At 42.9% G+C, this 24,442-nt stretch carries 25 protein-coding genes and 1 pseudogene; 19 read left to right on the forward strand and 7 right to left on the reverse strand.

The annotated features are described in order from the left end of the window. The 6 genes and pseudogenes from DXD78_RS20090 to DXD78_RS20115 form a co-directional block, all read left to right on the forward strand. Nucleotides 1-180 (forward strand): annotated as a pseudogene (locus DXD78_RS20090) (ribulokinase); the annotation flags it as partial. Between the two features lie 29 nt (nt 181-209). Then, a complete protein-coding gene (locus tag DXD78_RS20095) occupies nt 210-1,385 on the forward strand; it encodes a glycoside hydrolase family 172 protein (RefSeq protein WP_005824687.1) in 1,176 nt (391 codons plus the stop codon). Between the two features lie 102 nt (nt 1,386-1,487). After that, nucleotides 1,488-4,412, forward strand: a complete 2,925-nt coding sequence (locus DXD78_RS20100) for a TonB-dependent receptor (RefSeq protein WP_229031968.1) — start codon at nt 1,488-1,490, stop codon at nt 4,410-4,412. A gap of 18 nt (nt 4,413-4,430) precedes the next feature. Continuing rightward, entirely contained in the window at nt 4,431-6,005 is a 1,575-nt protein-coding gene (locus tag DXD78_RS20105; protein ID WP_005824689.1) for a RagB/SusD family nutrient uptake outer membrane protein, read from the forward strand. A gap of 76 nt (nt 6,006-6,081) precedes the next feature. Further along, nucleotides 6,082-8,055: a glycoside hydrolase family 97 protein gene (locus DXD78_RS20110; protein WP_117652920.1), complete on the forward strand. Its 1,974-nt coding sequence runs from the start codon at nt 6,082-6,084 to the stop codon at nt 8,053-8,055. A gap of 6 nt (nt 8,056-8,061) precedes the next feature. Continuing rightward, nucleotides 8,062-9,495 (forward strand): DUF4185 domain-containing protein, encoded by a 1,434-nt coding sequence (locus tag DXD78_RS20115; RefSeq protein ID WP_005825193.1) that lies wholly within the window; start codon nt 8,062-8,064, stop codon nt 9,493-9,495. A gap of 70 nt (nt 9,496-9,565) precedes the next feature. Here DXD78_RS20115 and DXD78_RS20120 read toward each other — a convergent pair whose 3' ends face one another. Continuing rightward, nucleotides 9,566-10,444 carry a DMT family transporter gene (locus DXD78_RS20120; RefSeq protein WP_034525442.1) on the reverse strand — a complete coding sequence of 293 codons (879 nt, stop codon included), beginning with the start codon at nt 10,442-10,444 and terminating at the stop codon, nt 9,566-9,568. A 526-nt stretch (nt 10,445-10,970) separates the two neighbouring features. Between DXD78_RS20120 and leuS the strand changes: the two genes are divergently transcribed. Genes leuS through DXD78_RS20135 form a run of 3 tightly spaced genes read left to right on the forward strand, consistent with a single transcriptional unit; the run spans nt 10,971 to nt 15,332 of the window. After that, nucleotides 10,971-13,808 (forward strand): leucine--tRNA ligase, encoded by a 2,838-nt coding sequence (leuS, locus tag DXD78_RS20125; RefSeq protein WP_117652921.1) that lies wholly within the window; start codon nt 10,971-10,973, stop codon nt 13,806-13,808. Nucleotides 13,809-13,813: 5 nt separating this feature from the next. Beyond that, nucleotides 13,814-14,716: a YitT family protein gene (locus DXD78_RS20130; RefSeq protein WP_005825197.1), complete on the forward strand. Its 903-nt coding sequence runs from the start codon at nt 13,814-13,816 to the stop codon at nt 14,714-14,716. 37 nt (nt 14,717-14,753) lie between these two features. Further along, a complete protein-coding gene (locus DXD78_RS20135) occupies nt 14,754-15,332 on the forward strand; it encodes a non-canonical purine NTP diphosphatase (protein WP_005833965.1) in 579 nt (192 codons plus the stop codon). A 101-nt stretch (nt 15,333-15,433) separates the two neighbouring features. Here DXD78_RS20135 and nadA read toward each other — a convergent pair whose 3' ends face one another. Continuing rightward, a complete protein-coding gene (gene nadA, locus DXD78_RS20140) occupies nt 15,434-16,372 on the reverse strand; it encodes a quinolinate synthase NadA (protein WP_008662265.1) in 939 nt (312 codons plus the stop codon). A 464-nt stretch (nt 16,373-16,836) separates the two neighbouring features. Here nadA and DXD78_RS20145 point away from each other — a divergent pair, with 464 nt between their 5' ends. Further along, complete coding sequence (locus tag DXD78_RS20145) at nt 16,837-17,364, forward strand: RNA methyltransferase (protein ID WP_005833966.1); 528 nt, start codon at nt 16,837-16,839, stop codon at nt 17,362-17,364. A gap of 423 nt (nt 17,365-17,787) precedes the next feature. Here the strand turns inward: DXD78_RS20145 and DXD78_RS21535 are convergent, their stop codons facing one another. Beyond that, a complete protein-coding gene (locus DXD78_RS21535) occupies nt 17,788-18,000 on the reverse strand; it encodes a hypothetical protein (RefSeq protein WP_007567577.1) in 213 nt (70 codons plus the stop codon). Between the two features lie 106 nt (nt 18,001-18,106). Between DXD78_RS21535 and DXD78_RS20155 the strand changes: the two genes are divergently transcribed. From DXD78_RS20155 to DXD78_RS20200, 9 genes are all read left to right on the forward strand, one after another. Next, nucleotides 18,107-18,517 (forward strand): hypothetical protein, encoded by a 411-nt coding sequence (locus DXD78_RS20155; protein WP_004291538.1) that lies wholly within the window; start codon nt 18,107-18,109, stop codon nt 18,515-18,517. Nucleotides 18,518-18,678: 161 nt separating this feature from the next. Then, nucleotides 18,679-18,894 carry a hypothetical protein gene (locus tag DXD78_RS20165; RefSeq protein WP_004291535.1) on the forward strand — a complete coding sequence of 72 codons (216 nt, stop codon included), beginning with the start codon at nt 18,679-18,681 and terminating at the stop codon, nt 18,892-18,894. An 11-nt stretch (nt 18,895-18,905) separates the two neighbouring features. Further along, nucleotides 18,906-19,127 (forward strand): hypothetical protein, encoded by a 222-nt coding sequence (locus tag DXD78_RS20170; RefSeq protein WP_004291534.1) that lies wholly within the window; start codon nt 18,906-18,908, stop codon nt 19,125-19,127. Between the two features lie 13 nt (nt 19,128-19,140). Further along, complete coding sequence (locus tag DXD78_RS20175; protein ID WP_004291533.1) at nt 19,141-19,557, forward strand: PcfK-like family protein; 417 nt, start codon at nt 19,141-19,143, stop codon at nt 19,555-19,557. Next, nucleotides 19,554-20,885, forward strand: a complete 1,332-nt coding sequence (locus DXD78_RS20180; RefSeq protein ID WP_004291532.1) for a PcfJ domain-containing protein — start codon at nt 19,554-19,556, stop codon at nt 20,883-20,885. The genes DXD78_RS20175 and DXD78_RS20180 overlap by 4 nt, the downstream gene beginning before the upstream one ends. Before the next feature lie 24 nt (nt 20,886-20,909). Continuing rightward, entirely contained in the window at nt 20,910-21,167 is a 258-nt protein-coding gene (locus DXD78_RS20185) for a hypothetical protein (RefSeq protein ID WP_004291531.1), read from the forward strand. 19 nt (nt 21,168-21,186) lie between these two features. Then, nucleotides 21,187-21,420, forward strand: a complete 234-nt coding sequence (locus DXD78_RS20190; protein ID WP_004304291.1) for a DUF3873 domain-containing protein — start codon at nt 21,187-21,189, stop codon at nt 21,418-21,420. Next, complete coding sequence (locus DXD78_RS20195) at nt 21,360-21,662, forward strand: hypothetical protein (protein WP_005783104.1); 303 nt, start codon at nt 21,360-21,362, stop codon at nt 21,660-21,662. Before DXD78_RS20190 ends, DXD78_RS20195 begins: the two co-directional genes overlap by 61 nt. 53 nt (nt 21,663-21,715) lie before the next feature. Beyond that, nucleotides 21,716-22,024 carry a hypothetical protein gene (locus tag DXD78_RS20200; protein ID WP_004304290.1) on the forward strand — a complete coding sequence of 103 codons (309 nt, stop codon included), beginning with the start codon at nt 21,716-21,718 and terminating at the stop codon, nt 22,022-22,024. A gap of 33 nt (nt 22,025-22,057) precedes the next feature. Here DXD78_RS20200 and DXD78_RS21540 read toward each other — a convergent pair whose 3' ends face one another. The 4 genes from DXD78_RS21540 to DXD78_RS20220 all read right to left on the reverse strand — a co-directional run bounded on the left by DXD78_RS21540 (nt 22,058) and on the right by DXD78_RS20220 (nt 24,438). Then, entirely contained in the window at nt 22,058-22,447 is a 390-nt protein-coding gene (locus DXD78_RS21540; protein ID WP_004291527.1) for a hypothetical protein, read from the reverse strand. 64 nt (nt 22,448-22,511) lie between these two features. Then, on the reverse strand, nt 22,512-23,039 hold the full coding sequence (locus tag DXD78_RS20210; RefSeq protein WP_004291526.1) for a hypothetical protein: 528 nt from the start codon (nt 23,037-23,039) through the stop codon (nt 22,512-22,514). Further along, nucleotides 23,036-23,539, reverse strand: a complete 504-nt coding sequence (locus DXD78_RS20215; protein WP_004291525.1) for a DUF3872 domain-containing protein — start codon at nt 23,537-23,539, stop codon at nt 23,036-23,038. Before DXD78_RS20215 ends, DXD78_RS20210 begins: the two co-directional genes overlap by 4 nt. Next, on the reverse strand, nt 23,536-24,438 hold the full coding sequence (locus DXD78_RS20220; RefSeq protein ID WP_004291524.1) for a toprim domain-containing protein: 903 nt from the start codon (nt 24,436-24,438) through the stop codon (nt 23,536-23,538). The genes DXD78_RS20215 and DXD78_RS20220 overlap by 4 nt, the downstream gene beginning before the upstream one ends. Nucleotides 24,439-24,442: the final 4 nt, after the last annotated feature.

A 24,442-nucleotide genomic window follows, 5' to 3' on the forward strand; every position in this document is an offset into this window, starting at 1 on the left:
GGAGCGGCAATGTTCGCGGCAGTTGCCGCAGGGGTGTACAAGGATATCAATGAGGCGACAAGGCATATGGGGTCGGACATCGAGGCTGAATACCGGCCGGATGAGAAAAGAGCCCTCATCTACGAAAAACTATACAAGAAATATCTTGAACTGGCAAAACTTGCTGAAACCATTAACTAAGTATATAAACCAATTAATTTATTTAAACCATGAAAATCAAATTTTTTATTTTAGCAGCCTTATGTATGGCAACTATAAGCATTTACGCTCAAAATTTTAATGGACTTGACATGAATATGGGTAATTTATATCGCTTATCCAATGCCAAGACACGTTCCATCAGCCCTGAAAACTTTACAGGTGAGAAAGGTAAAGGTGGTATGGCTGATCCAATTACAGATAAAGAAAAAATAAATCAAGCTAATGCACATCATGCAGCTAAAACTTTAGGGCAAGGCTGGAAAGTCAATCCTTATGTAAACATTGGCCCTAACGAAACTTTTACTTTAGCAGAAATCGAAGGCCCTGGTTCTATACAACAAATTTGGATGACACCAACAGGTGAATGGAGAAAAACAATTATTCGCTTTTATTGGGATGATGAAAAAGAACCTTCTGTAGAGTGCCCTATAGGTGATTTTTTCTGCAGTGGTTGGGGACTATATTCTCCATTAAGTTCATTAGCAGTTTGTGTAAACCCTGGTAGTGCGTTCAATTGTTATTGGCAAATGCCTTTCCGCAAAAAATGTAAAATTACAATGGAAAACATTGACCCCAATAATGAAATGAGAGTTTATTACCAAATAAACTACACTTTAACAGAAGTTCCTGAGGATGCAGCTTATTTTCATGCACAATTCCGTCGCTCAAATCCTAATATAAATTCTGACCATGTATTGGTTGATGGTATTAAAGGTAAAGGACAATACGTTGGTACATATATTGCTTGGCAAGTGAATAATAACGGTTGGTGGGGTGAAGGTGAAATTAAATTCTTCATGGATGGTGATAAGAAATTTCCGACAATCTGCGGTACTGGTACAGAAGATTACTTTTGCGGATCTTACAACTTTGAAAATAAAACGACGCATCAATATGAAGAATTCACTACTCCTTATGCAGGATTACATCAGATTATTCGCCCAGATGGAGTTTATCGTTCACAACAACGTTTTGGCATGTATCGTTGGCACATACTTGATCCAATCCGTTTTGAAAAGGATTTAAAAGTTACAATTCAAGATCTTGGATGGCGTAACGACGGCCGATATCTCGATCAGAAATCAGACATTTCTTCTGTTGTATTTTGGTATCAAACTGAACCACATGCTAAATTTCCAACATTACCTTCAGTAGACGATCTAGAAATTGTACGACCTTTTTAAAATACTCTGAGAAATATATAATTATTTATCTAAACATTTTATCACTTTGAATCTATGCTAAATTTTTATCAAAAAAGGACTTTGTCCAATACAATTCGACTAATGACAATATTATATATGTTATGCATATGTCAATTAGCTATTGCACAAACCAAAAACTTCCAAGGTGTCGTAAAAGATGCAAAAGGCAACACATTACCAGGAGTTACAATATTGGAAACTGGCACCAGTAATGGAGTTTCAACAAATATTGACGGAATATTTGAGATAAAATTAAGACCTGGCAGTACATTAACAGTAAGTTATATTGGATACATTACTCGCACCATTCCAACTAACGATAAAACTACTTTTTTAAACATCATTCTTGAAGAAGATGTATTTCAGCTTGATGATGTGGTAGTGGTAGGTTATGGTTCCATGAAAAAAGGTGAAGTAACCAGTGCTATTACATCAGTAAAAAAAGACGATTTTCTTGCCGGGATGGTAAAAAGTCCCGAACAACTCCTTCAAGGAAAAGTAGCAGGTCTTCAACTTTCAAATTATACTGGTGATCCTGTATTAGGACTCGAAATGACTATTCGAGGTGTTAATTCATTATCTGGTAATACTAGTCCATTGATCGTTATTGACGGAATTCCAGGTGGTAGTTTAACAGCTATTTCAAGTGAAGACATAGAATCTATAGATGTGCTAAAAGATGGTTCTGCAGCTGCTATTTATGGTACTCGTGGTACAAATGGTGTCATTGTAATTACTACCAATCGTGCTAAAGCGACTAAACTTTCCATGGAGTATAATGGATCTATCTCATTTGAAACATTTGCAAAACATGCTGATATGTTAACAGCCAATGATTATCGTAGATTAACAGATGATCCTGATTTTCCAGGTATTCAAGATGAGGGAACTACCACTGATTGGGTGGACGCTATTAGTCGTACAGCTATCAGCCACAATCATTTTCTTTCTTTGAAAGGTGGTAGCGCTGAATCCAATTACGTAGCTTCCATAGATTATCGCAAACGTGAAGGTGTCATTCGTCATACAGATCGTGAATCTATTACAGCTAAAATAGGTCTAAATCATAATATGTTCAATAATAAATTACGCTTTCAATTCAATATCAATGATAGTTATGTCACCCAACAACGTGCATGGTATGCAGCCTATTTAAATGCTTTATTAGAAAATCCTACCCGCCCTATCTATGATGAAAATGGAAATTATACGGAATATAAAGTAAATCTTAAACCTTATAATCCGGTTGCCATGATTAATGAAGAATATGATGTAGAAGGATACAATCAATTAATGATGAGCGGGAAAATAACTTTATCACCAATTGAAGGTCTTAATCTAAGTGTGATGGGAGCTATGCAACGTTTTGATCGCATGGAGAATAAAAGCAATACATTTAAACATATGACTACTGTGGTAAACGGAGATTATGGTAATGTTTGGAATTGGGCTGATAATACAATGCAAAAGAATTTAGAATTGGTAGGTGATTATACCAAATCATTAGGTTTACACAATCTAGGTGCCATGATAGGTTATAGTTACCAAGATGATGATGCTAAAGGTATATATCAATGGGCAAAAGATTTTCCAACAGATATGTTTGGACCTTGGAATATTGGTTCTATGAATGATATGAAGGATAATAAGGCAGCTATGACCAGTTATAGAAATACTCATAAACTAATTTCATTTTTTGGTCGATTGACTTATAATTACAATGAAAAGTATATGTTTATGGCCAGTTTACGCCGTGAAGGTTCATCACGCTTTGGAGATAACCATAAATGGGGTTGGTTTCCTGCTATATCAGCAGGATGGCGCATTAGCAAAGAGAATTTTATGCAAGATATCCAATGGTTAGATGACTTAAAAGTTCGCATAGGTTATGGCGTTACAGGTAATGAAGTCACATCTAATTTACTATCCATGTATTTGTTAAATTATGGTGGATATGCATATATTAATGGAAAATGGACACAAGGTGCAGGTCCATACCAAAATCCTAATCCCGATTTAAAATGGGAAACGAAGAGTGAGTTAAATTTGGGACTTGATTTTTCATTCCTAAAAAATAGACTTTCTGGTTCTATTGATATTTATCACCGTGAAACTTCAGATCTACTTTCTACCTATGAAGTACCAACTCCACCTTACATTGTATCAAGTATGATGGCAAATGTTGGAAAAATTAGAAATCAAGGCATCGAATTGTTATTAAGTGGTACTCCTATTAAAACACGCGATTTACGTTTTGACATTACAGGAACATTTTCCTATAACAAAAATAAAATCATTTCTTTATCAAATGGACTTTATCAAAAAGATTATTGGTATGAAGGAGCTACCGGTTCACCAATTCAAACCCATACTCACATAGTAAGAGAAGGTGATCCCGTTGGTAATTTCCATGGTTTCCAGACTCATAGTCTTACATCTGATGGTTTATGGATGGTATATGGTGCTGATGGTCAACCCAAATTATTGACTGATGCTGATGATGGCGACAAAAAAGTTATTGGTAATGGTATTCCAACAACTTATGGAAGTCTAAATTTAGCATTAAGCTATAAAGGTTTCGACGTATCTGTTATGTTCCGCGGTGCATTCAATTTTCAAGTCTTGAACCGCCAACGTATGCATTGGGAAACAACCTCACGTATTGGAGAAGGCAATCTACCTCGCTCAGTATTGGAAAAACCATTTGGTAGTAATTCATATGTAAAAGGTGCTCCTGCTATGCAAAGTTATTATGTAGAAGATGGTGATTATGTAAAATTGGATAATATAAGTGTTGGCTATACATTTAATCTTAAAAAACAAAAAGTCATTCAACGTCTTCGTCTATATGTAGCAGGCAATAATTTACTCACAATGACTGGTTATAAAGGACTAGATCCAGAAGTTAGTATTAAAGGACTTGCTCCTGGTGTTGAAGGATCTGGTGCAGGCGAGTTATATCCCACTACACGTCAGTTCACTGTTGGCTTAAATCTTTTATTTTAACCTTAAAAAATTACAGCAATGTTCAAAAAACAATATATTACTGGTGCATTTTTAGCTGTTATCTCTTTATTCAGTTCTTGTACCAATTTGGATGAAGAAATTTTTAGTAGCATCCCTGAAAAAGACTTTTATAAAACTGAATCTGAATTCTTGGCAGCCATGGTTCCCATATATTCCAGTATGCGTACCTTAACAGAACATTCAAACTGGTGGGATTTAGAAGAAACTACCGATGTTTGTGTTACTCCAGTTAAAAATCATGGCTTATGGTATGATGGAGGTATTTATATTCGCTTACACCAACATTCTTGGATGGAAGAAGATGCACATCTAAACAATATATGGAATGCATTATATTCAGGTGTCTCAAGTGCTAATAGAGTTCTTTACCAATTTGAAAATTCAACAATAGAAATGAATGGTAAAGAAAATTATATTGCAGAATTAAAAGTAGCTCGCGCATTTTATTATTACTTACTACTAGAAGCTTTTGGTAATGTTCCCATTATTGATCGATTTGATGTTCCTGATGGTTATTTACCAGCAACAGAGCCACGGTCTAAAGTTTTTGAATTCGTTGAGTCGGAATTAAAAAATAATATCAATAACTTAAGTGAAGATGTCTTAAACACCTATGGACGTTTTAATAAATGGAACGCAAAAATGCTTTTGGCACGTCTATATTTGAATGCTGAAGCATGGATAGGAACTCCCATGTATAATGAATGTGAAAATTTATGCAATGAAATTATTGCTACTAATAAATATAGACTAGACGGAGATTATTCACTCCCATTTTCTACAAATAACGAATTGAGTAATGAAACAATGTTTGTAATTCCATTCGATGAAACCAAATCAGGTGGTCAAATTTATATGTGGGCACGCAAAACTTTACACTATTCTCAAATGCAAACTTTCAACCTCCAAGCCACTTGGCTTGATGGTGGGTGCGTCGGAGTTCCTACTTTCTTTGATAACTATATAGAAGGTGATAAGCGTTTAGAAAAAACATGGCGCATGGGACAACAATATGCACTTGATGGTACTCCATTATGGACAAATGGTTGGTGCGGAGACCCACAAATGCTGCTCAGTTATACCAAAGATGTTACTAATATTAGTGGAGATGCTACCATGTATCAAGGGTATCGTTTTGGCAAATATGAAATCAAAATAGGTGCAACAGGTACTCCTGATAATGATTATGTCATTATGAGATATGCCGAAGTATTAATGATGAAAGCTGAATGTATACTCCGTACAGGAGGTAGCTCACAAGAAGCTGCCGAATTAGTAAATGAAGTACGTAGAAGAAACTTCGATACAACCAATGAATTAACCGGTTCAGAATTAGAAGCTACCACAATTTGTAATGGAGTTCCAGTAAAATATGGTCGTTTTCTTCAAGAACTTGGTGTAGAATTTGCATTAGAAGGCTTACGTCGAAGTCAACTTATTCGTTTTGATAATAATTTCACAAAAGGTACTTGGTGGGAACACCAGCCTACTAATGATACAAAACGTAATCTCATGCTAATACCATTTGATCAGCTACAACGTAATTCTAATTTAGTACAAAACCCTAAATAATACTATCATATTTCAAGCGGAATTTGAAAAATGTAAATTCCGCTTGTATTTTCTAACTAAATATATTATTATAAAAATGAGAAAACTTTTTATTATATGTGCCCTCCTATTCTGCCTTGGTACCGCTTCAGCCCAGCAGAAGTTCTCTGTGGCATCTCCCGACGGGAAGCTGAAGCTTGTGTTGGACATAGCACCTGAGAAAGTGGCCTACAGCGTGAAATACGGGAAACAGCAGCTGCTGGAGGACTCAAGGCTGGGATTCGAGTTCGACAGCGGGGAGTTCGGGGCAGGGCTCAAGGCGGGAAAGGTACAAAGGAGGAAAATAGACGAGGCCTACGAGCTGGTAGTGGGGAAGGTCCGCAGAGCGAGGAACTACTGCAACGAGATGACAGTGCCCCTGGTGGAAAGGAATGGGAAGGAGAGAACAGTGAACCTAATTGTAAGAGCATTCGATGACGGGATAGCATTCAGATATGAATTTCCGGAACAGAAAGCATGGGATTCATACGTGATGTATGATGAAAGGACACAGTTCAACTTGCAAGGAAACCCGATGGCGTTGCTCATGTACCTGCCCGGGTATGTGAATACACACGAAGGGGTATACAGTCATGTAAGATATGACAAGGTGGCAAGGAAAAGGCTGATAGAGATGCCCGCCACATTCGAGTTCGACAACGGGGTGGCAGTGGCCATAACCGAAGCGGCCATACGGGACTATGCGGGAATGTACCTGATGAAGGAGAAGGGTGGACTGGTGGGAAAGCTCTCGCCAAAACTCGGGCAGGAGAAGATAAAGGTCGAGACAGACAGTTTCCCGCACCGCACACCGTGGCGCGTAATCTCCGTTGCAGACCGGGTGGGAGGATTGCTGGAGACGAATATACTAACAAGCCTGAACGAGCCCTGCAGGATTGAAGACACTTCATGGATTAAGCCTTGCAGGACCACGTTCACATGGTGGAACGGGAATGTCGTGCCGGACAGCACCTTCTCTCCGGGAAACAACTTCGATACAAACAAGTACTACATCGATTTTGCAGCACGCAATGGCTTGGATGCACATGGAATCTACGGATATGCGGAGACTCCTTGGTACTATGATGACAACTTCAATTTCGGATGGGCGGGACCCAATGCGGACGTTACAAAACCGATACCGTGCCTGAACATGCCGAGAATTGTGGAATATGCAAGGAGCAAGGGGGTTGGCATACATCTGTGGGTACACTGGAGACCGTTGTACGACAAACTCGAAGAAGCCTTTGCGCTCTATGAGGGATGGGGAGTAAAAGGACTCATGGTGGACTTCATGGACCGTAATGACCAAGAGATGATACGCATCCAAGAAGAGATACTGGAATGTGCGGCAAGACACAGGCTCTTCATACAGTTCCATGGGTCGAGCAAGCCTTCCGGACTGGTAAGGACGTATCCGAATGAATTCACACGGGAGGGGACACTCAACTATGAAGTATGCAAATGGGACACGCTGGTGAATGCGGACCATGACATTGCGATACCCTTCACCAGGATGCTGGCGGGAGCGACGGACTATCACCTGGGAGGGTTCAGGGCACTGCCGCGCTCGGAGTTCAAGATACAGTATGTAAATCCTCATGTAATGAGCACACGCTGCCATATGTTGGCCATGTATGTGGTTTTGGAAAACCATCTCACCTCGTTGTGCGATACGCCAAAGGCTTATGAAGGTCAACCGGGGTTCGAGGTGCTCCGTACCGTGCCGGGAACGTGGGATGAGATAAGAGTTCCGCTGGCAAGGATGAATGAGCATGTCACGGTGGCCCGCAGGAGCGGTTCGGACTGGTGGGTGGGCTCGCTGAACAACGGTACGGAAAGGGATCTGAAATTGGAATTGGACTTCCTTAGTGAGGGGGACTACCAGGCAACGATCTATACCGATGCGGAGGATGTGGAGCGGAATCCAAACAATCTGGACAGACTGGTGCGGAAAGTTACAAGGAAGGATATCATTGAACTGAATCTGGCAAGGGATGGAGGAGCGCTATTACATATTACAAAATTATAAAAAATCATGATACGAATACATGTATTATTACTTGCAAGCCTCCTTTCTATATGGGGGCTTACAAGTTGTGAAAATTCGGATACAGATAAAGTAAATAGTTATAATTTAGAAGTTAACCTTTCTCAAAATGAAATTACTGCGATTAATGGTATAATATCTATCAAAGTATCAATAAAAGAATTCGATCAACTAGCTTATTTAGTAATAAATAAAATTAACGATACTAATAATATTTCTGAGAAATATATAAAATCAAATTTATCACCAGAATATATATTTGAATATATTATAAAAAAGGATGATTCTTCTACATTTTATTTTGAATTTATTGCAGTAGATAATAATAATCAGTCATCAGAAATTTCCAAATTGATAGTCAATAAAGGTATCGTCAATTATTCTAGAGAATTAAAATTTTCAAATTTAAAATGTGTATCCCGTATTACTGGTGCTGAAATAAATGGCACAAACGGATTACCTATTGTAGAATTTGAAGTAAATAATCGTACTAATGAATTATACAATGTAGGTGGTACAGATTTAGGTATTGTTTGGGAATTACAACCCGGACATTATGGACTTTTTTTCGGCGATACATTCGGTAGTGACTTTTATCCAAATTTTGTAAATCCAGGACCCAATGGGAGTAACTGGAGAAGTAATGTTTTGCTTTTCTCTGACGATCAAGATCTTTCTGATGGGCTCACCATTAATGGTGCTACTATGGATGAAAGTGGTAAAAATGCTCGTGAAATATGTTATGGAGGTAAAGATGGAAGTGGTAATGGAGATTGGACTTCTATTCCCACAGCAGCCATTCGTGCCAATGGCATAGATTATGTTCATTACATGAATATTCGTAATTGGGCAGGATGGATAACTAACTTTTCAAGTCTTTACAAATCTTCAGACAATGGAATTACTTGGACACGTTGCCAAAATGTAAAATTTGGTTCAACAAGTAATTTTGGTCAAGTAAGCTATTTCAAAAAAGACGGATATATTTATATGGTGGGTACAATTACTGGACGTGACAATAAGCCTCATCTTGCTCGTTTTTTAGAAGAAAATATTGAAAATCAAACAGAATACGAATTTTGGAATGGAAGTGGATGGATTAAAGGAAATGAAACTGCAGCCACTCCATTATTCAATGATATATCTGGAGAACTTTCCATCGCTTATCATCCAGAATTTAAAAAATGGATATTGCTCTATTTCAATAGTACACGCTATGATATCTCATTCCGAACAGCAGATCATATTATAGGGGAATGGAGTAAACCACAAAAACTAGTCGATGGCTGGCAATATTCACAATTGTATGGTTCTTATATTCACCCCATATCACTCAAAGGAAATATACTTTATTTCATTATGTCTATGTGGCTACCATATAATACTTATTTAATGTCTGCTGAACTCAAATGTAATCCATAAAAAGAATTTTGCTAAATCACATTAATAATGGGGCTGTGTCTTTGCAGACACAACCCCATTTATCTTGTATTTATTTTTTTCCTGCCCAATAAACTCCCCCCAATATCAGTATCGCCCCCATCAAAGCAACTATAGTAAGCTGTTCGCCAAGCAGAAAAGCAGAACCTACCAGAGTGAAGAGAGGATTCAGATAAATATAGTTGGAAGCTCTTATCGTTCCCAGCTGTTTTAATACTACGTTCCAGACTACAAAACAAATCAAGGAAGCCAATACACCCAGGAAAAGTAAATTGAACAGAATAGCCGGCTCGAGAAGACGGGCAATGTCGAAATTCCAGGGATGAATCAGAAATGCAGGAAGAATAGTCAATACTCCATAAAAAAATATCTTACGGGTAATGAAAGTTATACCATAACAATTGGACATTTTTCTCATTATCAAGCTATAGAATGCCCAGGAAAAAGCAGCAAGCAAAGTAAGGAAATCACCTAAAGGAGAAATCTTCAATACAAAACTACCATTATAAACCACCAATGCCACACCAACCAATGCCAGCAATGAACCAGCCATCAATCCACGGGTAGCCTTTTCCTTTTTATAAATCCACAAAGAAAGAATGGTGGTGAGCAACGGAGCCGTACAGACAATAAACGACACATTCGTCGCCAATGTAATCTCCAAAGCTGTATTTTCTGTAAAAAAGTAGAATGAACCGCCTGTTATGCCTCCTAAAAACATCCAAAATTCATCTTTCCAATTGTCGGCAAACAGTTTTCGGGGAGAAATAAGCCAAATGCCCATATAAGCTATCAGGAAACGAAGCAAGAATATTTCCTGCGGAGAAAGACCGTGCCCAATCAATACTTTCGTTGAAATAAAGGTCAGCCCCCAAATACCTACCGTAAGGACGGCGACAAGATGATAAGTATAATTTTTCATTGCGTTCATACACTTCCGATAAGTCGCACAAATATACGTACTTTCTTTTTTCAATACAATGAAACCAACCATAAATAATGTTCAGGGAGGATTTACTAAAACGGGAGGAAAGATTTAGTAAATCTTCCTTCGAGTTTTAGTAAATCTTTAAATCCCTTATTAGAAGCCTATTGAACGAACTCTCATTTATCGGCAGAATAATAAACAACAATCTGCCGAATACACAGACAAAAAACGCGAAGGATGAAATCTTCCCAGACTTCATCCTTCGCTATATCCTAAAAATCTTTTAGTAAATATCCTATTGAATCAATTTAGCTATTATTTGTATTACAAACAAAAAATTAGTTTTAAAAGCACATCACAAATATAAGTAATAAAAAGTGAATTATCAAGCCTTTGCCATTGTTTTTTATGTTACTTCGCTACAAATCTGAAAATAAACCCGTAACTTTGCACCGATATTAACCGGATACTAACCGGTTTTAACCATTGAATAAACAATGTTTTCAACAAAATATTAATAAGTACCACTATGGAATACAATTTCAGGGAAATTGAAAAGAAATGGCAGAAAAGGTGGGTGGAAAACAAAACCTACCAAGTGACGGAAGACGAAACGAAGAAAAAATTCTATGTACTGAACATGTTCCCCTACCCCTCCGGTGCGGGATTGCATGTAGGTCATCCGCTGGGATATATTGCTTCGGATATTTACGCCCGCTACAAACGACTGCAAGGTTTCAATGTACTGAATCCCATGGGATATGACGCTTACGGACTTCCAGCAGAGCAATATGCCATACAAACGGGACAGCACCCTGCAATTACGACCGTCAACAATATCAACCGATACCGCGAACAGTTGGATAAGATAGGTTTCTCTTTCGACTGGAACCGCGAAATCCGTACCTGCGAACCGGAATATTACCATTGGACCCAATGGGCATTCCAAAAGATGTTCAACAGCTACTACTGCAACGATGAAAAGCAGGCACGTCCCATCCAGGAACTGATTGAAGCATTCAGCCAAACCGGTACCGAAGGAATAAACGTGGCTTGCAGCGAAGAACTGAGTTTCACCGCCGCAGAGTGGAATGCCAAGAGCGAAAAGGAACAGCAGGAAATCCTGATGAACTACCGTATAGCCTATCTGGGCGAGACGATGGTAAACTGGTGCCCTCAGCTGGGAACCGTACTTGCCAACGATGAAGTGGTGGACGGCGTAAGCGAACGAGGCGGCTTCCCCGTCATTCAAAAGAAGATGCGTCAATGGTGCCTCCGTGTATCTGCCTATGCACAACGCTTGCTGGACGGACTCGATACCATCGACTGGACCGAATCCCTGAAAGAAACCCAAAAGAACTGGATAGGACGCAGCGAAGGCGCTGAAATAGAATTCAAGGTAAAAGACAGCGATTTGGAATTCACTATCTTCACCACCCGTGCAGATACCATGTTCGGCGTCACCTTCATGGTATTGGCTCCCGAAAGCGAACTGGTACAGCAACTTACCACCGACACACAGAAAGATGAAGTAAACGCTTATCTGGAACGCACCAAGAAACGTACCGAACGCGAACGTATTGCCGACCGTAGCGTTACCGGTGCATTCTCCGGAAGCTATGCCATCAATCCCTTTACCGGTGAGGCAGTTCCTATCTGGATAAGCGACTATGTACTTGCCGGATACGGTACGGGTGCCATCATGGCTGTGCCTGCGCACGACAGCCGTGACTATGCTTTTGCCAAGCACTTCGGTCTCGAAATTCGTCCGTTGGTAGAAGGCTGCGATGTAAGCGAAGAGAGCTTCGATGCCAAGGAAGGCATTGTATGCAACTCTCCACGCGAAGGCGTTACTCCCTATTGCGACCTCTCACTGAACGGACTTACCATCAAGGAAGCGATTGCCGCTACCAAGAAATATGTGAAAGAACATAACTTGGGACGTGTAAAGGTGAACTTCCGTCTGCGTGATGCCATTTTCTCACGTCAGCGCTATTGGGGCGAGCCGTTCCCGGTTTACTACAAGGACAACATGCCTTACATGATTGACGAGAGCGCCCTGCCCTTGGAACTGCCCGAAGTAGCCAAATTCCTGCCTACCGAAACCGGTGAACCTCCATTGGGACATGCCGCAAAATGGGCTTGGGATACCGTAAACAAATGCGTCGTAGAAAACGAAAAGATAGACAACATCACCGTCTTCCCGTTGGAACTCAACACGATGCCCGGATTTGCCGGTTCAAGCGCCTATTACCTGCGCTATATGGACCCGCACAACAACCAGGCACTTGTAGACAAGAAAACGGATGAGTACTGGCACAATGTAGACCTTTACGTAGGCGGTACCGAACATGCCACCGGTCACTTGATATACTCCCGTTTCTGGAATAAGTTCCTGTACGACCTCGGCATTTCCGTAGCCGAAGAACCGTTCCAAAAGCTGGTGAACCAGGGCATGATTCAAGGACGGAGCAACTTCGTCTATCGCATCAAAGATACCAATACATTCGTGTCCCTGAATCTGAAAGACCAGTACGACACTACCCCACTCCACGTGGATGTGAATATCGTATCCAATGATGTTCTGGACCTTGAAGCCTTCAAGGCATGGCGTCCAGAATACGAAACTGCCGAGTTTATTCTGGAAGACGGCAAGTACATCTGCGGATGGGCTGTGGAAAAGATGAGTAAATCCATGTTCAACGTTGTCAATCCCGATATGATTGTCGACAAATACGGTGCCGACACTCTCCGCATGTACGAAATGTTCCTCGGCCCGGTAGAACAATCAAAGCCGTGGGATACAAACGGAATAGACGGTGTGCACCGCTTCATCAAGAAGTTCTGGTCATTGTTCTACGACCGCAACGACAATTATCTGGTAACGGATGAACCTGCCACCAAGGAAGAACTGAAATCCCTCCACAAACTGATTAAGAAAGTGACGGGAGACATCGAGCAATTCTCTTACAACACAAGTATCAGTGCCTTTATGATTTGTGTAAACGAGTTGTTCGGAATGAAATGCAACAAGAAGGAAATCCTGAACCAGTTCATCATCGTACTGGCTCCCTTCGCTCCGCACGTATGCGAAGAGTTGTGGGAGACACTGGGCAATGCAGGCTCCGTATGCGATGCCAAGTGGCCGATATGCAACGAAGAATACCTGGTGGAAGATACGGTCAACTACACCATTTCCTTCAACGGAAAGGCACGGTTCAACATGGAGTTCCCGGCAGATGCGGCATCGGATACCATCCAGACTGCTGTATTGGCCGACGAACGCTCTGAAAAATGGATGGAAAGCAAGTCCATCGTCAAAGTAATCGTAGTGCCGAAGAAGATTGTGAACATCGTTGTCAAATAACAGATATGCAAATTACAAAACCAACCAAAGCGGAAGTGACGAGAGAGCTGAAGGATTATATCTTCATCACTCTGGGACTCATCAGCTATGCACTGGGATGGGCGGCATTCCTCATTCCCTATCAGATTACGACCGGAGGTACTACCGGTATCGGTGCCATCATCTATTATGCCACCGGATTTCCCATCCAGTGGTCATACTTCATCATCAATGCCGTACTGATGACTTTTGCCATCAAGATACTCGGACCGAAATTCAGTATCAAGACTACGTTTGCCATCTTCGGACTCACTTTCTTCTTATGGTTTTTCCAGTTGCTGGTGAACGGTTCGGACGGCGTCCCTCCCCAACTGCTGGGCGAAGGACAAGACTTCATGGCTTGCCTGATAGGTGCGGCAATGTGCGGTGCCGGACTGGGTATCGTGTTCAACTGCAACGGCAGCACGGGAGGTACGGACATCATTGCAGCCATCATCCATAAATACAAGGATGTCACGCTGGGACGCATGATTATGGCTTGCGACTTCATTATCATCAGTTCCTGCTATGTGGTATTCCATGACTGGCGACGTGTGATATTTGGTTTTGTAACTTTGTTTGTTATCGGATTTGTACTGGATTACATAGTCAACAGTGCCCGGCAATCCGTCCAGTTCTTTATTTTCTCCAAAGAATATGAAAAGATTGCCGACCGCATCACCAAAGAAACCCATCGCGGTGTAACGGTACTCGACGGTATCGGCTGGTACAGTAAACACAACGTGAAGGTACTGGTCGTCCTTGCCTACAAACGCCAATCGGTAGAAATATTCCGGATGGTGAAAGATATAGACCCGAACGCTTTCATTTCCCAAAGTTCCGTCATCGGTGTATACGGAGAAGGTTTCGACCGGTTGAAAGTGAAATAGGGACTTGTATAAGCCACAAGTATAAGGAGAACATAATATGAGAAAGAAATTTGTATTTGCCACCAACAATTCACACAAACTGGAAGAAGTGACTGCCATTTTGGGAGAGAAGGTCGAACTTCTCAGCATGAAGGATATCAAATGCGATACTGACATTCCGGAAACTGCAGACACACTTGAAGGAAATGCTTTGCTGAAAGCAAGATATATCTTCGATAACTATCATCTGGATTGTTTTGCCGATGATACCGGTTTGGAAGTGGAGGCCCTTGGTGGGGCACCGGGTGTATATTCCGCCCGTTATGCCGGCGATGCACACAATTCGGAAGCAAACATGAAGAAGTTGCTGAAAGATATGGAGGGCATCGAGAACCGTAAGGCACAATTCCGTACCGTATTTGTACTTATCATCGACGGAAAGGAACATCTGTTTGAAGGCATCGTGAAAGGAGAAATCACGAAAAACAGAAAAGGCGCTTCAGGCTTCGGTTACGATCCCATATTCATTCCCGAAGGATATACGCAGACTTTTGCAGAAATGGGGAATGAACTGAAGAATAAAATCAGTCACCGGGCATTGGCCACTAACAAGTTGTGTAAGTTCTTAATGAGATAATGTTTTTAATGTGCTGATATGCTAATGTGCCAATGTGCTAATGACCTTTCGGCGTGACAGCGCAGCCAATTAGCACATTGGCACATTAGCATATCAGCACATTATAACCCCAGTTGAGCCGATATTTCCAACATCCTCTTAATCGGTTTCACTGCTTTTTCTGCAATCTCAGCATCCACCTTTATTTCCGGTGATTCGTTTTTCAAACAATCATAAAGCTTTTCCAGTGTATTCAGCCGCATGTAACTGCATTCATTGCAGGCACAAGTGCTGTCGTTGGGAGGAGCCGGAATAAATGTTGTCTGCGGGCATTGTTTCTGCATCTCGTGCAGGATACCGCTTTCGGTAGCTACAATGTAGCTCTTTTCGGGATGTGCCACTGCGTACTTCAGCAAAGCTGCCGTAGAGCCTACCACATCGGCCAGTTTCAAGACTGTACTCTTGCATTCGGGATGTGCCAGTACCACCGCATCGGGATGCTGCTGTTTTATTTCAACAATCTTTTCAACCGAGAATTCCTCGTGTACATGGCATGCGCCATCCCATAATAACATATTTCTTCCGGTAATGGAGTTGATATAATTACCTAAGTTCCGGTCCGGACCAAAGATTATTTTCTCATCTTTGGGGAAGCTTTCCACAATCTGCTTTGCATTGGTAGAAGTTACCACCACATCGGTCACCGCCTTTACGGCAGCCGTTGTGTTCACATAGGATATCACCGTATATCCGGGATGCTCTTTGACAAACTGACTGAATTTGTCTGCCGGACAACTGTCTGCCAACGAACAGCCTGCCGCCATATCGGGCACCAGCACCTTCTTGTCGGGACAAAGCACCTTCGCCGTTTCTCCCATGAAGTGCACACCGCACATCACGATGATGTCCGCCTCCGTCCGGGCCGCCCATTGCGCCAAAGCCAGACTGTCGCCCACGTAATCGGCTATATCTTGTATTTCACCTTTCTGGTAGTAGTGTCCCAGAATGATTGCGTTCTTCTCCTTCTTCAGCTGCTTGATAGCTTCTATAAGATTATCCATAATTATATTTTTTAATTTCTCTTTCTTCTTTAAAAATCCTTTGATAGTAATGATAGGCTGTTAACAGTGTGGACAAATAAATACGATTTTTCTTGCCTATGAAGTTATTAGTATCAAGCTGAATTTTACTCTTATGCTTATAAACCGGGGTTTTTAAGTTTATCCGTTGATAATAAGACTTCTGCTAAACAGCATTAACATGTTGTTAATAATATGCAAAGTTAATAACTTTAGAGTTATAAACCGATGAAACCAGGCTGAAAAATATGTTGAATGAAGCCTGGAAAATTCTCCTTAACTTTTTTGGTTTGTTCGTTTCACTGCTGTAATATGCAGACCTTTGAATAATGCAAGGATTATTTTTAAAATTGTTTCCCTATTGTATTGACACCTTTTCAACGGTTATTAACCGGGATATAAACGGAAAAAAGTATCTTTGCAGGGAGATTTAAAAGTATATTGTCATGCGTAAACTGAAGATAACTGAACTGAATCGTATTAGTGTAGAGGAATTTAAGGAAGCCGAAAAACTGCCTTTGGTAGTGGTATTGGATAATATCCGCAGTCTCCATAATATAGGTTCCGTTTTCCGTACTTCGGATGCTTTCCGCATCGAGTGCATTTATCTTTGTGGCATTACAGCTACCCCACCCCATCCGGAGATGCACAAAACAGCTTTGGGAGCGGAATTTACCGTAGATTGGAAATATGTTGATAACTCTGTTGAAGCTGTTGATAACCTAAAATCCGAGGGATACATCGTTTATTCTGTAGAGCAGGCGGAAGGTAGTGTGATGCTGGACGAACTGGTGCTGGACAAGACTAAAAAGTATGCTGTGGTAATGGGAAATGAAGTGAAGGGTGTTCAACAAGAAGTGATTGACCATTCGCACGGTTGCATTGAAATTCCTCAATACGGCACAAAGCATTCGTTGAATGTATCGGTTACGGCGGGTATTGTTATTTGGGATTTATTCAAGAAACTGAGATAATAACAGGGCTGTTAATAAGCTGTCAATATATCGGGTTTGTTGGAGCTATAGATCGAACACGGTGCATCTATAGATCCAGCGTGTTGCATCTATAGATCCAATAAACTAGTTCTATATAGGTATGATGAGAGATTTTATGAACAGTGGTTTATTTTTATAATCAACCATTTTATTCATTGTAAATTAATGCTTTATCTCCTAATTTATCCTTTTTGTTAACCATGTATTCAACACATATCGGTTGTATGTGGAAAACTTGCTGTACAGTTGGTGTCTTTTCTTATTTTTTGTATATTTGCTGAATGAAGTTACGAAAAGAGTGTAATTTATTGGAAATGAGCGTAGGTTAATTGCTCTTGATAGTAATAGGTTACGATTTAGTTAGTTATCTACTGCATTATCCTTCTGCGCGTTGCGTAACCTTCAAAGAACTCTTCGTATGCAAAAGTAGCTATTTAATTCGAGATTTTGATATAAACTCCCGTTTTTTATCCCCTCATTCATAAGAATTTTCCGTAAAAGCGGTATTGTCCGTCGGCACACCATTGCCCAAAACGAGTTTGGAACAAACGTGTGCCGACTACCGCATAGCTGGAGAAAAGGGCATTGCCTCACGCCTAAACGATGTTTAGACAGATGAAGCAATGCCCCTTTCTTTTGCGCCTATGCCAAGAGGTGCTTTTACGGGTTTTCAAATGATTTTTCTTTTTTCGCTGTCTCTTTTGCCGGAAGCGGAAAGTGAATGCAGAGTGTGTCAGCCTGCCCCATGAATGAAACAGGCGCCCACACACAGCCGGACAAACCGGGAAGAATGATTGTTGCCACCCGGCTGAACAAGTTCCGTCGGATCGGAAACAATCATACTTCCTTTGTTGTGGTTTGCCCTTTTCACGCTTCCGGTGATGTCTTTTTCCTTTTGGTGATTCTTTTTTTTACGGATTTTCCCCTGAAGTTTTTTTCTACACAATCTGCCTCTGTTTTCGTTTACCTCCATTTTGCGCCTTTCAGTAAGCCGCATCAGTCAGTCATTTTCGTTCTGGGCGCAAAGGTAATTCCGGGATTGGACGGGAAAGCAAGGTCAAGCCTCCTGTTTTCGGTAAAAATCTCCAGCCCTGCGGGTAGTATTTTGACCGAAAAACCTTGCATTCCCTAATCCCTACCTTTTCAAGCACCCGAAACGAAAACGACCGATGCGACAGAAAGACGCATAAAAAAAATGTCGGATAAACGAGAGGCAGATAAGATAGTTTGAAACTCAACTCCCTCAGCTCTTGAATCCGCATTAAAAACAAAAAAATCAAAAACAGCGAAGATATGACGGCAACGGCAAATTTCAGACAAATGGCGCAACACATCGGGTTGGCGATATGCGGCTTGATGATGCGCACCGCCTTCGGGGTGTTCGGCATCCTTTGGGGCATCATCAGAGAGATTGTAAACGGAGTGTTCCGAGTGGCGATAGGTGTAATCGTGGCTATCCTTTCCACCATTGCCTTCTTTGGCTTCATCCTTTGGTTATTCACCCTTTAACCCTTACCGACATGGCAAAAAGAAACAGCAAGACGGCAGCGCAGCAGTGCAGATATTACGAGGTGGACAACATCTTCGTGTATATGGTGGAAACGTACATCAACGGCAATTTTGAAACTTTCCGAAGATTGTACCACGAACTGAACAAGGACGCACGGAGGGATTTCATGGACTTCCTTCTCAGCGAGGTAGAGCCGACCTATTGGAGAGAGATACTGAAACAGATAATCTAAAAATGACAGCGATATGAAAGGAACAGACCATTTCAAGAGAACGATATATATGTACTTGGAACAGCGTGCGGAGGAAGATGCGCTATTTGCAAAGAAGTACCGCAACCCTGCCAAGAACATGGACGAGTGCGTGACCCACATTCTGAACTATGTGCAGAAAAGCGGTTGCAACGGTTTCACGGACGGAGAGATATTCGGGCAAGCCATCCACTACTATGAGGAAAACGAGATAGAGGTGGGCAAACCGATGGACTGCCAAGTGGTTGTGAACCACGTTGTGAAACTCACGGCAGAGGAAAAGGCGGAGGCACGTCAGAACGCTGTCCGCAAATACCAAGAGGAGGAACTCCGCAAGTTGCAGAACCGCCACAGACCGTCAGCGAGAAAAGAAAACCAACCCCAACCCTCATTATTTGATTTAGGCTTATGAAACCGAAGACCAAGATACAGAAAGAGGTGGCAAGACTTTCCGCCAACCTTCGCCCCATATCAGCGACACAAATAGATTGGGCATACCGCCACTGCGTTGAGCATATCGGCTACCGCACCAAGAAAGGGAACATCACCTGTTCCGACTGCGGTCACGAGTGGCACAGCGACAGCGGACTATGCGACACCCTTGAAGGCTGCACCTGCCCCAAATGCCATGCCGAACTCAAAGTGCAGGACACACGCAGACGCATCTACAAGGAAACGCAGAATTTCAGCGTGATAACCACCTGCAAAGGGTATCAGGTAATCCGCGTGGCGCAGGTCAGATGCGAGAGCAGGAAAGGCGAACCGATGCGTTTCTACTGCCACGAGGTCGTGCAGCGTTGGATTTCACCCGACGGCAAGGTTACGGACATGGCGTTGCTCCGTGGCTTCCTTTTCTGCTATTGCGATGTGTGGGCATTAGGCAGCGATATGGAGGTAAGACCGCACAACAGCCTATACGATGATGTGGTGGCAAGAAGCTGTGCATATCCAAAGATGAGGATATTGCCCCAACTCAGACGTAACGGCTTCAAGGGCGATTTCCACGGCATCTCCCCCGTGCGTCTTTTCAAAGCCTTGCTTTCAGACCCAAGAATTGAAACCCTTATGAAAGGCGGTGAGATTGAGGTCATGAAACACTTTCTTTTCAATACCCGTACTGCCGATGAATGTTGGGCATCATATCTGATTGCCAAGCGTCACAAGTATCAGATAGACAACCTCTCAATGTGGTGCGACTATCTGCGTATGCTCAAAAAACTCGGTCAAGACCTCCGTAACCCGAAGAACATCTGTCCCGAAGATTTCATGGCGGCACACGACAACGCAACCCGAAAAATTGAAGCCATACACGAGAAGGAAAGAGCCGCAGAGCAACGCCGTTGGGAGATTGAAAGGCGTGAGCGTGAGCAACAGCGACAACTCCAACGAAAGAAAGATGCGGAGGATTTCATCGCCAACAAATCCAAATTCTTCGGCTTGGTAATCACGGACGAGGAAATAATCGTCAAGGTGCTTGAAAGCATAGACGAGTATTACAACGAGGGCAAGACGCAGGGCATCTGCGTGTTTGGCAGTGGATACTACAAGAAAGCCGACACCCTCATACTATCGGCAAGGATTGGCGATGAGATTATTGAAACCGTAGAGGTGGACTTGCGAACCCTCGAAGTGGTGCAGTGCCACGGCAAGCACAACCAGGACACCGAATATCACGAGCGCATCATAGACCTTGTGAACAAGAACGCCAACCTTATCCGTGAGCGGATGAAAGCGGCATAGCATAACCCCTAAAACAACATTGATATGGAAGTAAGAATTGAAAGTATGATTTGTGTGTGGGATGATGCAATCCCCACGATGTTCCTTGAATTTGTGAACCTCCTCACTCTCACAACGAGTGAGGGGGAATTGAGAAAGAGCGTAAAGGAGTTTGCCGAGAAGCACGAACTTGACAAGTTTTTCCTTTACGGCTTCGGCTCACACCATTTCTACCTGCACCAACGCTACACAAGCAACCCCGAAATGGTGATGAAGAACAGAGTTCTGTCAGTACATTTTTAACCATCTAAAAAGCAACATTATGACAACACGAATGACCATCAACGGAGTAAGCACCTGCGCGGAAGCAGGTACGGAGAAATACGAGCGTTTCCAATCGGGTATCGGAAGACGCAGGCGGACACTTGTGCAGTACGACTACCGCCACCCCATAGACAGAGAATTGTTCTCTTGTGTCAAACCCACGTTGGACGAGTGCCGAGCCGCACGGGACAAGTGGCTGAACGCAAAGAAGGGAAAGGAGGACAGACTATGAACACGACCTATCAAACGCTGATAGTCAAGTTCAGCGAACCTATCACGGCATTGGACGGTATCTTTGACGATACCGGAGCGTGGGGAACGGACACCCTCAAGGGGTGGATAGATGATTACGAAAGCACACGTTTCACCGCCACCGACAGCCATACGGCAGTCATCACGAGCGAGTACAATATGGAATGTGTGAAAGAGTGGCTACAACGGCAGACCCCCATTTCCGAAATGCGAGAATTTTGAACGGGATGGCGGTGTCCGCACCGCCAATACTTAAAACCCTAAAAACAAAAGATATGATAGCCAAGACGATATTACAGCAGATAGGCGGAAAACGCTTCACCGCCATGACAGGTAGCCGTGATTTCATAGATATGGGCAACGGCTTACGGATGAGCCTTGCAAGGAACAAAACAAGTGCCAACCGCCTTGACATCATCTATGACGAAGGGGCAGACCTCTACAATATGCGCTTCTACCGCAGGACGTTCAGCAAAAAGACCTTTGAGTGCAAGACAAAGGACATTGCCGTACACGAGGGTATCTATTTTGATATGCTGGAGGAAATGTTCACGATGGTGACGGGACTTTACACACGCTTTTGAGTGGCGGGGCGGCGAGAGCCGCCCTACTTTCTTTCAGTGAGCATGATGGCGGACAAAGAAAGTAGCAAAGAAACCTTTGTCCAATCTGCGATAACTAAAAAATCCGCAAGTAAAACTTGCGGAGGCTATATATTGGGTCGTTATTTTTTGGTGGAGGGGAATGATAATCTCGAACCGTTGAACTACACATTTCTGCTTCGTCTCCATTTCCCCCAACGATTTGATACGTTCAATCATTTTTGTTGTTCCTTTCTGAATTTTCCTAAATACTTTCTTCATAATTTCGCTATACTTTTTATGGTTAATAACTATGTTTTGTATTGCTCTCACAACACTTACAACTTGAAGTGTTATTTGGAAACCGATAGGCAAAAATGGCTCAACGATGTCAATTAACGAGAAAATCCTACGATAATCTATCAAGTGATAGAGCAAAAGACGTGCCAAGTTAAATATGGCACGTCTTTTGCCAGTTTTGTCAGTCCTTTTATGGGATATACAACAGCGCAAACTCCGCCTTTCTCCGTTTGAGCAGCATGGCGTGGCGTTTTCCTTTGTAGTTGCAGAAGGCTATATACTCACGGTAGATGTTCCTGTCACCAGCTTCCAGCTTCTTGATTAAGGTGCTTTTGGGGATTGTTTTGCTGCCTAACAGCTTCGCCGGTCCCACATTGTAAGCTAACGTGCCAAGCAAAATCGAATCAACCCCGAATTTACGGAACATGGCGACAAATTTGCGCAGGTCTTTCCGCAAAAGTTCATCCGCATCCCGTTTTGTCATGGTTCGTGCCGAATACTTCTCGTTTGGCAAAAGTTTGTGACCCCAACCGACGTATGGGTAGTGTTTTTCTGAGTGCCAGCCTTCAAAGTAGCGGCAGCATAAAAAAGCACGTTCCATAAGCGGCAGTCGGTAGATTGCCGCCTGCCCGTCCGTTCCCTCTTGGCGGCTGATCTGCGCGGACACAGAACAGACCGTCAGAAGTGAACAGAGCATTGTCATGAATACACGCATCATTTCAACAAGGGGCTGAAGTTGCCGATGGGAACGATGGTAAGATCGTCGTCCTTTACATTCCTGTTGTTGAAGTCAAATTCCAGTTCGTAGGAGTTGCTAAAGTTATCCTCCACCACCACGATGAAATTATGCGCCTCATCACCCGCCGCCGTGTAGTACAGGCGGAATTTTTCGTTCTCCAGCAGGTAGCGGTCGTTAGGCAGGAAGGTGATGCCGTTATCCATTTTGAGCGAGCCTTCCCCCTCGAACTGGAAATAGCGGATGGTATAGAGCGTACCCGAAAAGTCGCCCTCCTTTTTCAGTTCACAGCGGATTTCCACTGTCTGCCCCTTTACTACCTTGTTCGGCACGGGCATGACCTCCACCGTGAAGGGATAGGACTGCTGGATGTCCATGTCATCGTCACATGACACGAGGGTGAATGACATGGCGGCTATCAGGCATAACGCCACTGCCTTGAATATTGATGTTCTCTTGTTTCTGTTGTTCAGTATGTTCATTGTTCTTCGATTTTTAGATGGTTGTTTTTCTGTTTTTTCGTTGTCAGTTGCAGGTACTCGTTCAAGTCCTTGCAACCGTCATAGAGGGAGGAACGGTCGGTGACACGTTCCCCGTATCGCATGGTAAGTGCGGCAAGCGTCCGCCGTCCGGCTTCGTCACGGTCGAGGAAGCAGCCGATGCGCCCGTATCCGTCCAGCAATCCCGCCGCCTTCTCCACGTTGGCGACTGAGTTCAGCACAAGACAGTCAGCGTTACCGGTTACACCAAGCGTCACGGCAGAGAGAAAGTCCATGAAGCCCTCGAACACGAGGCACTCGTCAGCCGGGATGTCATTCGCCTTTACCAGTGATACAGACTTCGGAGGTATGCAACCCTTGAAATATCGGCTTCTGACTTCATAGCCACCTGCCATGTTCGGAAAGCCAACGGCAAAATACCGTTTCCCACGCACACCGTAGTTCAAGCGGCAGCAGTGACGGGATGCGATGGCGTAAGGGATGCCCCGTTCCTCTAAATACTCCGTCAGCAGTGAGCGGAGCAGCGGAGCGACCTCCACATCCTCAAAAACGGATTCGGTCGGCTTCGAGAGATAGACGGGCTTTTCCCATCCGGCAACCGTCATATTGGCGGCTTCCGCTATGAACTTCGCTTGCTTCATGAAGTCATCGCTTTGCAGAAACTCCCCGGCAAGCGTGAAGATGTCGCCGCCCTTGCCCAAACCGAAGTCGTACCAGAGCTGTTTCGCCACGTTCACACGGAAAGAGGATGTGCGCTCGCCCCTGTACGGGGCAAGATACCACAGCTCGTTACCGCTCCTTCTGACAGGCTCATGCCCCAGCCGTGCGAGAAAATCCGCAAGCGGCATCCTTCTGACAGCATCTATTTCCGTCCTTTCCATGCCC

The sequence above is a fragment of the Bacteroides sp. D20 genome (genome assembly GCF_003436255.1).
Classification (GTDB): domain Bacteria; phylum Bacteroidota; class Bacteroidia; order Bacteroidales; family Bacteroidaceae; genus Bacteroides; species Bacteroides uniformis.